This is a genomic window from Paraburkholderia sp. BL25I1N1, assembly GCF_003002025.1.
In the GTDB taxonomy this organism is placed as follows: Bacteria; Pseudomonadota; Gammaproteobacteria; order Burkholderiales; family Burkholderiaceae; genus Paraburkholderia.
The window spans coordinates 474,623-487,623 of record NZ_PVZB01000001.1; the positions used below are offsets into that span (position 1 = coordinate 474,623).

Here is a 13,001-nt window from a genome sequence, read left to right on the forward strand (position 1 = left end):
CGGACTGCCGTTACGAAATGCCGAGTTGTTGTGCTGTCGCATCGATGGCTTTTTTCGCCTTCGAAACGATTTCGTCGATTTCCAGCTTATTGATCACGAGCGGCGGCGACAGCAGCATGCGGTCACCGGTGGCGCGCATGATGAGGTTGCTGTTGAAGCAGAAGTCGCGGCAGATCGTGCCCACGTCGCCGCCATTGGCGAAACGCTTGCGTGCTTTCGGCTCTTGCGCGAGTTGCAGGCCGGCCACCAGACCCGCACCGGAGATTTCGCCGACGATCGGATGATTGGCGAAGGTCTCGCGCAATTGTTTCTGGAAATACGGACCGGTGTCGTTCTTCACGCGATCGACGATCTTCTCGTCGCGCAGTAACTTGAGGTTGGCGACGGCAACGGCGGCGGCAACCGGGTGGCCCGAATACGTGAGACCGTGATTGAAATCGCCGTTTTCGATGATCGCCTTCGCCACGCGGCTGTGCAGACCGACCGCGCCCATCGGCACGTAGCCGCTCGTCAGACCTTTGGCCAGCGTGATCAGATCTGGCTCGAAACCGAAGTGCTGATGCGCGAACCATTCGCCGGTGCGGCCGAAACCGCCGATCACTTCGTCCGCGACGAGCAAAATGTCGTACTTGCGGCAAATGCGCTGAATTTCCGGCCAATACGTCGAAGCCGGGAAGATCACGCCGCCCGCTCCCTGGAAAGGCTCACCGATGAACGCGGCAACGTTGTCCGCGCCGATTTCGAGAATCTTCGCTTCCAGTTGCTGCGCACGGGCCAGCGCGAATTCTTCCGGCGTCAGGTTGCCTTCCGCTTCGCCGAAGAAATACGGTTGGTCGATATGCACGATGTTCTCGACTTTCGAGGGCATCTGTTCATGCATGTAACCCATGCCGCCGAGCGTGCCGCCCGCGATCGTCGAACCGTGATAGCCGTTCTTGCGCGAGATCACGAACTTCTTCGCATGCTTGCCTTGCGTCGCCCAATATTGATGGACGATACGCAGCACCGTGTCATTGCCTTCCGAACCGCTGTTGCAATAGAAAAAGTGATTGAACGGTTCCGGCGCCAGCTCCGCGAGCAGAGCCGACAGTTCGATCACCGGCGGGTGCGTCGTCTTGAAGAAAGTATTGTAGTAGGGCAGTTCCTGCATCTGCCTGTACGCGGCATCGGCCAGTTCCTTGCGGCCATAACCGACGTTCACGCACCACAGGCCGGCCATGCCGTCGATTACCTTGTTGCCTTCCGAATCCCACAGATACACGCCTTGCGCCTTCACGATCACGCGGCTGCCGCTGCGGTTGAGCGAGCCCATATCCGAAAACGGATGGATGTGGTGAGCGGCGTCCAGTGCGCGATATTCGGCCGTGCTGCGTTGTTGCGCAGCTTGTGCTGCCTGCGCGCTTGCGGCCGGCTGAGCCGGTTGCACGTAAGCGACTTCTTCTGTTCTGTAGCTCATACTGCCTCCAATTTTTTGCGTTTGCCTTACACGTGCAGCAGCAAATGCCGGCGTTCCCACGAACTGATCACGCGGAAGAACGCTTCGTATTCGGTCTCTTTCAAGGCGAGGTAGGCTTTGACGAATTTCTCGCCGAGTACTTCGGCGATCGGCTCGCATGCGCCCATCAACGTCAAACCCTCTTCGAGATTGCGCGGCAACTGGTACGGCAATTCGTAACCGTCGCTGAGCAGCGGCTCGGTGGCTTCGAGCTTCTGCGTCATGCCTAGATAGCCGGCGGCGAGTGTCGCGGCAATCGCGAGATACGGATTGCAGTCCACGCCCGGAATACGGTTTTCGATGCGGCGTGCAGCCGGCCCCGAATGCGGAATCCGGAAGCCCACCGTGCGATTGTCGTAACCCCACGCCACATTGATCGGCGCGGCCATGAAACGCGACAGGCGACGATACGAGTTGATATACGGCGCGAAGATCGGCATTAATGCGGGCGTGTACTTCTGCAAACCGGCGATATAACCCGTAAACAAAGAAGTGGGTTTGCCGTCCGGGCCGGTGAACAGGTTGTGACCGGTTTCTTCGTCCACGAGGCTTTGATGCATGTGCATGGCCGAGCCCGGTTCGCCTTCCATCGGCTTGGCCATGAAGGTCGCGTACATCTTGTGGCGCAGCGCGGCTTCGCGCACCGTGCGCTTGAAGAGAAAGACGCTGTCGGCGAGCTTGAGCGGATCGCCGTGCATGAAGTTGATTTCCATCTGCGCGGCGCCGACTTCGTGAATCAGCGTGTCGACTTCGAGTTCCTGCACCTCGCAGTACTCGTAGATATCTTCGAAGAGCGGATCGAATTCGTTGACCGCTTCGATCGAGTAAGCCTGACGGCCGGTTTCCGGACGGCCCGTACGGCCGATGGGCGGTTGCAGCGGAAGGTCCGGATCCTTGTTCATATCGACCAGATAGAACTCGAGTTCGGGCGCGATAACCGGTTTCCAGCCTTTGGCCTTATAGAGTTCGAGCACGCGGCGCAGCACACGGCGCGGCGAGATCGCGACGGGCGTGCCGTCGAAGTGAACGCAATCGTGGATCACCTGAGCGGTCGGATCGACGGCCCACGGAATCATGCGGATGGTGCTGGCGTCGGGCACGCACACCATGTCCGGATCGGTCACGCCGGTGAGCGTGCCGTCTTCCGGATAGTCTCCTGTGACGGTCTGGATCATCACCGCCTGCGGCAAGCGCATGGACTCGCCGGATTCGAACTTGCTGCGCGGAATGATCTTGCCGCGCGCGATCCCGGCCATATCCGGAATGATCGCTTCGATTTCGGTGACACGGTTCTTCTTCAGAAAATCGTCGATGTCATGCATGTCTATTCTCTCTGTTTTGGTGCGCGACCGGCTCAGGCATGCGTGGCAGCGGCGGATGCCGCGCCATAGCCGGCCTTGGTGCGCATTCGATCGCGGCAGGCGTCGCCGAATGCCCGAAAGATCGCGGTGGACAGTGCGTCGCTGGCATGCTTCCACTCCGGGTGCCACTGCACACCCAGCGCGAAGGCGCGCGCATCGTTCACGCTCACCGCTTCGATCAGACCATCCGGCGCGGTGGCTTCGGCCGTGAGGCCCACGCCCAGCCGCTCGACGCCCTGGCCGTGCAATGAATTCACACGCGCTTCATTCGTGCCGCCCGCGAGGCGCTGCAACAAGCCGCCCTGCGTCAGCGTGATCGAATGCGACGGTGCGTATTGCACGTCGAGGTCGTCTTCCTTGTTCTCGCGATGGTCGTTCAGACCGTCCACCGCGTGAACGCTTTGATGCAACGTCCCACCGAAAACCACGTTCATTTCCTGGAAGCCCCGGCAGACCGCCAGCACCGGCACACCGGCGGCGATTGCCGCGCGCATCAGCGGCAGCGTCGTCGCATCGCGTGCGGCGTCGTGCAGCGTGCCCGGCGTGCTGGGCTGGCCGCCGTAGCGGTGCGGCTCCACGTTCGAGTAGCTGCCTGTAAACAGCAGGCCGTCGACTGTCGCCAGCACGTCTTCAACGGACTGACGCTCGCCGAGCGCGGGCAGCAGCATGGCCAGCGCCTGTGAACCGTCCACGATCGCGGCGATGTATTTCTCGCCGACCACGTGCGACGGGTGGACTCCCATCATCGTTCTGTCAGCGCTGATGCCGACCAGGGGTTTCTTTCGCATAACGAATAGACGTGTGTGTTCCCCGCGGGACGCGGCATGAACAACGTTAAACACAGCGCGGCACAATTCCGCAGCCGTGCGCAAGGCGCAAGGCCACCGGGTAGTGCGGGCGGTCGTCGCCAGGAAAACGCGCCGCGCGTGACAGTCAGATGGGCCGTTCGATTCGATCCGCTGCGGTGCGCAACTGATCCGGCAGGTGTGAAATGCACAGACGGCAGACGGCACCGCACATGCACAAACGCACGGCTCGAAAGAGCGCGCTCACGCAAACGGATGAATCGAACGGCGAAAAGGGGGAGGCGCTATGGCAGCAGCGAGGCGACTTCGTCCGTACGCACGGCAATGAAGGCGCGCGCGGAGATAGAGTTGTGACGTCGAACTGAACGGCGGGACAGGATCGTGAAGACGGACAGAAAGCGGCGGAACGCAAGGCTGCCGCTGCTGCCGTCGGCGATGGCGCCGTCAGCGCGAGGACAACTCGCCTGACTACGATTCCATCTCACCAAAGGGCCTCGGACTCTCACGATTACACTCGACTGGCGACGTTGAAAGTATTGAACGGCCTGCTCGAAACCCGCACGGGGCGTTTAAAGAAACAGGACGCTGGGATGATCGCCTTGCACCGATGCGAACCGAATTCGCTGCGCCGCGAAACACCGTTCGGTGTCTCATGACGTCGGTATGACGATCGCCTGGGAACCAGCATATACGAGCCAATAAAGCCGTCAAACCCTTTTTGAGAAAACATTTATCAGGGCTTTCCCGAGGGTGCGGCTAGAATCGCGGCCGATGGGAACGTTCATTGCGCCATTCATTTGCGCTATTCATATTTCGGAATCCTTTCAGGGTTTTCCCCAAAGGCGCAACGATCAAAGTGATTAGAATATTCAACACTCGCGAGCAGCGCGTTGCCCGAGTCTTGTGTTTCATTCATCTGGTCACTTGGCGCCCCGATTGTCTTCAATGTCAGAGAACCTAACGATGTCCATAGAAGTAGCGACCCGTCTGCAATACATCCGCAAGAAGAACGGCTTGTCCCAGCGTGAACTGGCGAAACGGGCGGGAGTGACGAACGGCACGATCTCGCTGATCGAACAGAATCGCGTGAGCCCCTCGGTCGGCTCGCTGAAGAAGCTGCTCGAATGCATACCCATGAGCCTCGCCGAATTCTTCACCTTCGAAGTGGAAGTAGAACGTTCGGTGGTGTCGCGCCGTGCCGACATGCCAAACCTCGGCAATGAGTCGATCGAGTTCTATCTCGCGGGTTCGAGCGTGAAAGATCGCAACATGGGCATTCTGCGCGAGGTCTATCAGCCGTTGTCGGACACGGGGCCGGAAATGCTGGAGCACGAAGGGCACGAGGGCGGGGTGGTGGTCAGCGGTCAGATCGAACTCACGGTGGACGGCACCACGTGGCTGCTCGACCCCGGTGACAGCTACTACTTCGAAAGCCGTCTTCCGCACCGTTTTCGCAATCCCAGCGCGGAGCATCTCTGCGAGATCGTGTCGGCCAATTCGCCGCCCACTTTCTGAAGACTCCGCGCCAACGCGCCTCGACTCACCTCACTGCCGCAGTTCGGTGCCGCATGAGGTCGGTGCAGGTTTGCGTCGAGCGCATAACATTGAGGCATCCTGATGGACAAGAAATCTCTCGCTTTCTGGCAAGACAAGGCCGCTACGCTATCGATCGAAGGCCGCGCGTTTATCGACGGCGAATACCGTGATGCTGAAGGCGGCCGCACGTTCGACTGCCTGAGCCCGATCGACGGCAAGCTGCTCGCCAAGGTCGCCGACAGCGGCGCGGCCGACGTCGATGCCGCCGTTGCGGCCGCGCGCCGCGCCTTCGACTCCGGCGTATGGTCGGGCCTCAATCCGCGTCGACGCAAGGCGGTGCTGCTGCACTGGGCCGCGTCGATTCGCGAGCACATGGACGAACTCGCGCTGCTCGAAACGCTCGACGCCGGCAAGCCGATCGCCGACACCACCAGCGTCGACGTGCCGGGCGCGGCGTATTGCGTCGAATGGTTCGCTGAAGCCATCGACAAAATCGGCGGCGAAGTCGCGCCGGCCGATCATCATCTGGTCGGCCTCGTTACGCGCGAGCCGATCGGCGTGGTGGCCGCCGTGGTGCCGTGGAATTTCCCGATCCTGATGGCGTCGTGGAAATTCGGCCCGGCGTTGGCGGCGGGCAATAGCGTGGTGCTCAAACCCTCGGAGAAGTCGCCGCTCACCGCGATCCGCCTCGCGCAACTCGCACTCGACGCCGGCATTCCCGCCGGTGTGTTCAACGTCGTGCCGGGCGCGGGCGAGCCGGGCAAGCTGCTGGCGCTGCATCACGACGTGGACTGCCTCGCCTTCACCGGCTCGACCAACGTCGGCAAGCTGATCATGCAGTACGCCGGGCAATCGAACCTGAAACGCGTGTGGCTCGAACTCGGCGGCAAGTCGCCGAACATCGTGATGCCGGATTGCCCGGATATGGACCGCGCGGCGAACGCGGCAGCGGGTGCGATCTTCTACAACATGGGTGAAATGTGTACCGCAGGTTCGCGCCTGCTCGTGCATCGCGACATCAAGGATACATTCCTCGACAAACTGATCGCCGCGGCGCGCAGCTATACGCCAGGCAATCCGCTCGACCCGAACACGTCGATGGGCGCGATTGTCGACAAGGTTCAACTCGAACGCGTGCTTGGCTATATCGAGGCAGGCCGCGCTGAGGCGAAGCTGCTGCTCGGCGGCGCGCGCGTGAGAGAGGACACCGGCGGCTTCTATATCGAGCCGACCATCTTCGAGATTCCGGCTTCCGGCGCGAAAGTCGCGCGGGAGGAAATCTTCGGGCCGGTGTTGTCGGTGATCACGTTCGACACGCTGGATGAGGCGATCAGGATCGCTAACGACAGCGAGTATGGTCTCGCCGCCGCGGTCTGGACCTCGAACCTGACCACCGCGCACGAGGTGTCGCGTCAACTTAGGGCCGGCACGGTATGGGTCAATTGCTACGATGAAGGCGGCGACATGAACTTCCCGTTCGGCGGCTACAAGCAATCGGGCAATGGCCGCGACAAGTCGCTGCATGCTTTGGAAAAATACACCGAGCTAAAGTCCACGCTCGTGCGGCTGCGCTAAAGGATTCGCGAATATTCTCGACGCCGCCTGGGTGCACGAGCATGGCACGCGAGCGGCGGTGGAGCGGATTACGTCGATTGTGGGTGCATGTCCCGCGTATTTGACGTTCGATATCGACTGTCTCGATCCGGCTTTCGCTCCGGGTACTGGGACGCCGGTGGCGGGCGGTTTGTCGTCGGCGCAGGGGCTCGCGATCGTACGCTCGCTCGGTGCGTTGAATCTGGTGGGCGCGGACGTCGTGGAAGTCGCACCGGCTTACGACCAAAGCGAGATCACTGCGATCGCTGCGGCGCATATCGCGTGTGACCTGCTCTGTCTGTGGCGGCAGCGCAAGGTTGCGGGACGCGAGGCTTAGGCGCGCTCGATCGAGGTGAACCGGCTCAGCCCATCGACGACGACTGTTCGGGCTGGCGCCGGCCTTCACGCAGACCCACCGTGTAGATCACCAGCGCGCCGCTCATCAGCGCGAGTTGCCACATCAGCATATCGCTGCCACGTGCATTCATTGCAAAACCCGCGATGAGCGGCCCCACGATCGAACTCGCGGTGAAGGTGAGCGACAACAGCCGCATGTTGCGCGCGAGCGCGGCCTTGTCGCTGCAAGCCGCCGCGTACATGCCGAGTGTAATGAACGAACTGTTCATGCCGCCGAGCAGCAGCGCGCTCGCCGCCGCGAGCCACGACGCGGGGGCGGCCAGCGCGAAGCCGCAGATGGCCAGTGTGCTGAGCGCGGCGCACACGATCACCGTGGCCGCGAGCCCCGCGCGATCGGCCAGCCAGCCAACCGGAAATTGCAATGCCATGCCGCCGACCCCGAACAGCGTCAGCAGCGTGGCGGTTTGCGTGGCGTTGAGGCCGTGCGCGTCGGCGAATAGCGGGAAGAGGCCGTAAAGCGCGCCGTCGCCGATGCCGCCTGCCGCGATGACCACCATGCCGAGGCTCACCAGCGGACCGAGGACCAGGCGTCGTTGAACGCTCTTTCTTCGCGCAAGCGGCGCTGCTTGCAAAGCTGGCGCGTTCTCGTCGGATGCGGTCAGCCAAAGCGGCAGCGCCGCTGCCAACGTGAAGGCCGCGCCGGCCGCGAACGTGATGCGTCCATCGACATCGCACCACACCGCGATTGCAGGCCCGATGACGCCGGCCGTGGCGATCAACGCTTCGTGTACGCCCACCACGCGTCCGCTCGACTCAGCGGGGACCAGACTGTAGAGCCATGTTTCATTGGCGATCCATCGCAAGCCGATGCCGAACCCCGTCAGCAGACCGGGTACGAGCCACAGCGGCCACGACAACGTACCCATGATGACGAAGGCCACCAGCGTGGCCAACAGACCTAGCGACACCGTGCGTTTCGCGCCGATGCGGGCCATCAGCCACGGCGCGATCAGCAAGCCGGCTAGCATGCCGGTCCATTGCGCGGCGGAAAAGAGGCCGGCGCGTGGCGCATCCAGGCCGCGATGGGCGAGCCACACCGGCAGCACCATAAAGCCGATGCCGAACTGGCCGACCTGCGAGAGCGCCGACACCGCGGTCAACGCCGCGATTGCCCGCCAGCGCACCGGTGCGGCGCATTTCATGGGCTGCTCCGCGCGGGCATGGGCAGCCCCTGCTCGCGGCATTCGACCGGACAGCCGGCTTTCAGGCACGGACCGTCGTCACACAGGCGGCACAGTTGCATGGCGTGCGCGGGGTCGCGAGTCTCGTTCCACAAGATCTTGATCAGCAGGCTCTCCAGCACCTCGCGCTCGCTGTCTTCGAGCCGACCGACTATGCGTTGCAGCATCCTGTCGCGCGCCATTTGCAGACGCCTGGCCTCACGTTTCCCGGCTGTGGTCAATGCAAGTGCGACAGCCCGTTTATCGGCGCCCGATTTTTTCTCGACGAGCCCCGCCTCGACCAATCCCGCCACGGCGCGCACGGCGGCCGGATGCGACAGATCGACCGCCTCGCGCAGCACTTCAATGGATGAATCGGGGTATTGGCCGACCGCATTGAGCATGGCGCGGGCGGTGGGGCCGGCGAGCGCGTCCACGGTGGGTTGCGCGTTCATTTCGTCCGTGACCAGCAGGGCGAGCACGCCGAGCAGATTTTCTGTGCGCTGCGTCATGGGGATGCCTCAATGTGTGCAACGTGCATATATGCATGTTGCACACATTGAAGGTGAAGCGCAAGCGGAATTTGGACGGCAATGCGGGCGATAGGTGAGGCGCGCGTGGAGCGTTATTTCGCCAGCCGCGCCCGTACCGTGTATTCGCCTTCTTCGCCCTCGTCCTCGATCATGTGGGCCTTCGCGGTGTGGAAATCGGCCGGCAACGGTTCGACCGGATAACCGCGTTTCTGCCACGCATCGAGGCCGCCCTTGAGCGCGCGGATATGGTGGATATTCTTGCGATGCAACTGTTCGACGATTCGCTTCGCCGTCGCTTCGTTCGGACACACGCAATAGACGACAATTGGCCGCTTCAGCAGCTCGGGGTCGATCGGCTCGGGCGAATCGAGATCCAGCGGCCGTGCGCCGGCAATCCGGTGCGATTCCTTTGCGCGCACGCTGCGTGGCCGCGCGTCGAAGATCAGCGGCGGCTCGTTCGACTTCATCATCTCGTCGAGCTGATCAGGTGAAATACGCGTATGCGCGAGCCAGCGGCGAAACTGCCAGCGGCGCACGCAGCGATACAGCAGCACGGCCGCGAAGATCGCGGCGAACGCGTCGAAAATCGTGCCGCCGTTGTGGCGCACGAGCAGCATCAGTTGCACGATCTGGCCATGCAGCGCGGCGCCGCCGATCACCCATACGCTTGCCCACAGCGTCGTGCCGACAAAATCCCACAGCAGAAACACGCCGAAATTGATGGCTGTCGTGCCAAGCAGCGGCGCGGAGATCAGGCCGAGGCCGGGCAGGAACTTCGCTACGGTGAGAATCGGCGCGCCGTACCGTTCGTACGCATTGCGCGCGATTCGCGTCGTGGTGTCGAGCGAGAGAGAGAAGCGTACGAGATAGTTCAGCAGACGTCGGCCATAGGCCCGTCCGGTGAAAAACCATAGCGAGTCGGCGATCAGCGTGGCGGCGACCGCGGCGCACACGACGCTCGCATACGAGGTTTGCCCCATGGCGGCCATGGTTCCACCGAGAATCAGCATCGGCGCGGCCGGAATCGGCACGCCGAGTTGCGTGATGAGCACGCTCATGAACACGGCCCATACGCCCAGCGAGGGTGGAATAGCAACCGGAAAATGCCACACAACCGCGCTCCTGAGAATGCACTGAAAAGATTTGCAACGTGCGCGCCAGGGCGGCGCATGGCGAACAGGCTGCGCATGTTCCGTTCCCGCACGACCGCGAGCCACGCCGCGTCGGCACGCGGCCGCCCCGTAAAAAAGACATGAAAGGCGGATTTAAGCACAGGTGGCAAAACGGCGCTGCGGAGAAGGCTGAACGCGGGCTTGATTGAAGCAGGATGGCGAGGAGGAGAATGCGCGCGGCAAAGATCAGCGGCGAGCCTGATGCAGTCGGCCGTTATTAAGTGGTCGGCCGGCCGCGCCGCCCCTCACTTACTGGATTTCGTGCCCAAAGCCGATTCACGCTTCAGTGGCGGGATCGTACGGCACGACACGTTCGTCCTCATTCGCATGATTGCGCGCCACGATGGCGCGCGCCGCGTGATTGGCGTCCAGGTTGAACGGCTGATGCGGCACGCCAGGCGGAATAAACAGGAAATCGCCCGGTTCGGTGATGACGGACTCGCGCAAGCCGGGCCCATAGCGCGTCTCGATCTTGCCCTCGAGCTGGTAGATCGCGGTTTCGTAGTCGGCGTGGAAATGCGGCTCGGCATGGCCGCCCGGCGGTACCACGACCATGTACATCGACAAACCCGTGCTGCCCGCCGTGCCGGTGGAGATGCCGACAAAGTAAGGCAACCGCTGGGTCGTCGCCATTTCCCGGTCGGGTCGAACCTTGACGACGGGCGCTCGCGCGTCGTGCGAAACGTCTGACATGGTCTGCTCCTGCAGAAATCCGGCCGGCGCCGGTCGTCGCGGTGCGGCTCATGCTCCCTTGAGTGCAAAGTCTAGACGATATGCGCGCCGATATCGGACCTTGTCGAGCGCATGCTGCGGCCGTGCGGCTTGCTAGAATCGTCGTCATACCCAAACAGATACGACGGAGACACAGCATGGCCAAGCCTCAACCGATCAGCCGCTACCCCGTGCCCAAGCCGGATGCATGGCCGGACGACATTCGCGCGCGGATTCTCGAAGTGCAGGAAAAAGCCGGCTTCGTGCCGAACGTGTTTCTGACGCTGGCGCACCGTCCCGACGAGTTCCGCGCGTTCTTCGCCTATCACGACGCGTTGATGCTGAAAGAGGGCGGCCTCAGCAAAGGCGAGCGCGAGATGATCGTGGTCGCCACCAGCGCGATCAACCAGTGCCTGTATTGCGTGATCGCGCACGGCGCGATTCTGCGCATCTACGAAAAGGCGCCGTTGGTGGCCGATCAGGTCGCAGTCAATCATCGCAAGGCGGATATCACGCCGCGTCAGAAGGCGATGCTCGACTTCGCGGTCAAGGTTTGCAGCGCGTCCGGCACGGTCGGCGACGCCGACTTTCAAACGCTGCGCGAGCACGGCTTTTCCGACGAAGACATCTGGGATATCGCGGCGATCACCGCGTTTTTCGGTTTGTCGAACCGCATGGCCAACGTCATTTCCATGCGTCCGAACGACGAGTTCTATCTGATGGGACGCGTGCCGAAAGCCACGGCGGACACGCCGAAAAAGTAGCCGCGCACAGGGCGTTTCCCGCTGTTTTTTGACTGCGTGCAGGTGGCTGCGTCCGCAGCGGCTACCTGCACGCAGGCTCACGCAGGCTCACGCAGGCTCACGCAGGCTCACGCAGGCTCACGCAGGCTCACGCAGGCTCACGCAGGCTCACGCACGCTCACGCAGCCGCCGGTTCGGCTCGAAACGCGGGCGTGCTCACGGTGGTGTCGTCGATCGGGAAATGCAGCAGCGCGGCCACGAGGCCGGCGACCACCGTCGCTTCCCACAACAGCGAATACGAGCCGGTCAGATCGAATACCAGACCGCCGAGCCACGCGCCGAGAAACGAGCCGATCTGATGGCTCAGAAAGCAGACCCCGAACAGGCTGCCGAGGTGGCGCGTGCCGAACACTTTCGCGACGAGTCCGCTCGTGAGCGGCACGGTGCCGAGCCAGGTCAGGCCCATCACGGCCGCGAAGATCACTACCGACGCCGGGCTTTTCGGCAGTAGAAAGAAAGCGCCGATCGTCACGCTGCGGATCACGTAAAGCCAGCCGAGCACATAGTGCTGCCGGAAGCGGCCGCCCAGCCAGCCGCACGCCCAACTGCCCGCCATGTTGAACAGGCCGATCAGCGCGAGCGCGGTGGCGCCGAGCCCGACCGGCATATGGCACAGCGACAGATATTCGGGCAGATGCGTGGCGATGAAGGCAAGCTGGAAACCGCAGGTGAAGAAACCGAGCGACAGCAGCCGGTAGCCGCGATGCCCGGCCGCTTGACCCAGCACCTTGCGAAGCGGCGCGGCCGGCGCTTCCTGAACGGGCGTGCCGACCCGCGCGCGGCGGTCGAGCACCATGCCGAGCGGGGCGATCAGCAACATCAGGAAAGCGAGTACGAAGAGCGACGTCGCGATGCCGGAACTGAGCCGGATGCCCTGTACGAGCGGGACCATCAGCACCTGGCCCGCGGAGCCGCCCGCGCTGACGAGGCCCATCGCCATGCTGCGTTTTTCCGGCGAAGCGATGCGGCCGACCGCCGGCAGCACCACGCCGAAGGTCGTGCAACTCACGCCAATGCCGACCAGCAGTCCCATGCCGACGATCAACATGGCGCCGCTGGGCGCCACGGCCGCGAGGCCGAGTCCCGCCGCGAACGTCGTCGCCCCGAACGCCACCACCGGCGCCGAGCCGTAGCGATCCGCGGCCGCGCCGGCGAACGGCTGGGCGAATCCCCACACGAGATTGTGCAGCGCGATCGCGAAGGCGATCAGTGTGACCGGCAAGCCGCGGTCGAACGAGAACGGTCCGATGAAGAGGCCAAAGGTCTGCCGGATCCCCATCGCGGCGCTCAGAATGAGTGCGCCGGCGAGGATCACGAGCGTCGTCTGATTGAAGGCGGGGGCGAAGCGTCTGCTGTTGGCGGTGGACATGGTTTCTGATCTCCTTTGACACATGGTCGCAGCGAGCGGCAGAAG

12 protein-coding genes and 1 pseudogene are annotated in these 13,001 nt (G+C 62.9%); 4 read left to right on the forward strand and 9 right to left on the reverse strand.

The features are described from left to right. Window positions 1-10: 10 nt before the first annotated feature. From B0G73_RS02115 to B0G73_RS41045, 4 genes are all read right to left on the reverse strand, one after another. Entirely contained in the window at window positions 11-1,456 is a 1,446-nt protein-coding gene (locus B0G73_RS02115) for an aspartate aminotransferase family protein (protein ID WP_106277423.1), read from the reverse strand. A gap of 26 nt (window positions 1,457-1,482) precedes the next feature. Then, the gene (locus B0G73_RS02120) at window positions 1,483-2,817 is read right to left on the reverse strand and encodes a glutamine synthetase family protein (RefSeq protein WP_106277425.1); all 1,335 of its coding nucleotides are present in this window, start codon (window positions 2,815-2,817) and stop codon (window positions 1,483-1,485) included. A gap of 32 nt (window positions 2,818-2,849) precedes the next feature. Beyond that, window positions 2,850-3,644 (reverse strand): gamma-glutamyl-gamma-aminobutyrate hydrolase family protein, encoded by a 795-nt coding sequence (locus B0G73_RS02125; protein WP_106277427.1) that lies wholly within the window; start codon window positions 3,642-3,644, stop codon window positions 2,850-2,852. 302 nt (window positions 3,645-3,946) lie between these two features. Beyond that, window positions 3,947-4,168 carry a hypothetical protein gene (locus B0G73_RS41045; protein WP_370577238.1) on the reverse strand — a complete coding sequence of 74 codons (222 nt, stop codon included), beginning with the start codon at window positions 4,166-4,168 and terminating at the stop codon, window positions 3,947-3,949. A gap of 457 nt (window positions 4,169-4,625) precedes the next feature. On the opposite strand from B0G73_RS41045, the gene B0G73_RS02135 reads away from it, so the two are divergent. From B0G73_RS02135 to B0G73_RS02145, 3 genes and pseudogenes are all read left to right on the forward strand, one after another. Further along, window positions 4,626-5,177 carry a cupin domain-containing protein gene (locus B0G73_RS02135; protein ID WP_106277429.1) on the forward strand — a complete coding sequence of 184 codons (552 nt, stop codon included), beginning with the start codon at window positions 4,626-4,628 and terminating at the stop codon, window positions 5,175-5,177. 102 nt (window positions 5,178-5,279) lie between these two features. Then, entirely contained in the window at window positions 5,280-6,773 is a 1,494-nt protein-coding gene (locus B0G73_RS02140; protein ID WP_106277431.1) for an aldehyde dehydrogenase, read from the forward strand. Window positions 6,774-6,783: 10 nt separating this feature from the next. After that, window positions 6,784-7,128 (forward strand): annotated as a pseudogene (locus B0G73_RS02145) (arginase family protein); the annotation flags it as partial. Window positions 7,129-7,153: 25 nt separating this feature from the next. On the opposite strand, the gene B0G73_RS02150 reads toward B0G73_RS02145, so the two are convergent. The 4 genes from B0G73_RS02150 to B0G73_RS02165 all read right to left on the reverse strand — a co-directional run bounded on the left by B0G73_RS02150 (window position 7,154) and on the right by B0G73_RS02165 (window position 10,766). Beyond that, the gene (locus B0G73_RS02150; protein ID WP_106277433.1) at window positions 7,154-8,350 is read right to left on the reverse strand and encodes an MFS transporter; all 1,197 of its coding nucleotides are present in this window, start codon (window positions 8,348-8,350) and stop codon (window positions 7,154-7,156) included. After that, window positions 8,347-8,880: a MarR family winged helix-turn-helix transcriptional regulator gene (locus B0G73_RS02155; protein WP_106277435.1), complete on the reverse strand. Its 534-nt coding sequence runs from the start codon at window positions 8,878-8,880 to the stop codon at window positions 8,347-8,349. Before B0G73_RS02155 ends, B0G73_RS02150 begins: the two co-directional genes overlap by 4 nt. A 113-nt stretch (window positions 8,881-8,993) precedes the next feature. After that, a complete protein-coding gene (locus B0G73_RS02160) occupies window positions 8,994-10,013 on the reverse strand; it encodes a VTT domain-containing protein (RefSeq protein WP_106277437.1) in 1,020 nt (339 codons plus the stop codon). 336 nt (window positions 10,014-10,349) lie between these two features. Then, a complete protein-coding gene (locus B0G73_RS02165; RefSeq protein WP_106277439.1) occupies window positions 10,350-10,766 on the reverse strand; it encodes a cupin domain-containing protein in 417 nt (138 codons plus the stop codon). A gap of 176 nt (window positions 10,767-10,942) precedes the next feature. Between B0G73_RS02165 and B0G73_RS02170 the strand changes: the two genes are divergently transcribed. After that, entirely contained in the window at window positions 10,943-11,548 is a 606-nt protein-coding gene (locus B0G73_RS02170) for a peroxidase-related enzyme (protein WP_106277441.1), read from the forward strand. Between the two features lie 157 nt (window positions 11,549-11,705). Here the strand turns inward: B0G73_RS02170 and B0G73_RS02175 are convergent, their stop codons facing one another. Then, complete coding sequence (locus B0G73_RS02175) at window positions 11,706-12,956, reverse strand: MFS transporter (RefSeq protein WP_106277442.1); 1,251 nt, start codon at window positions 12,954-12,956, stop codon at window positions 11,706-11,708. Window positions 12,957-13,001 lie beyond the last annotated feature (45 nt).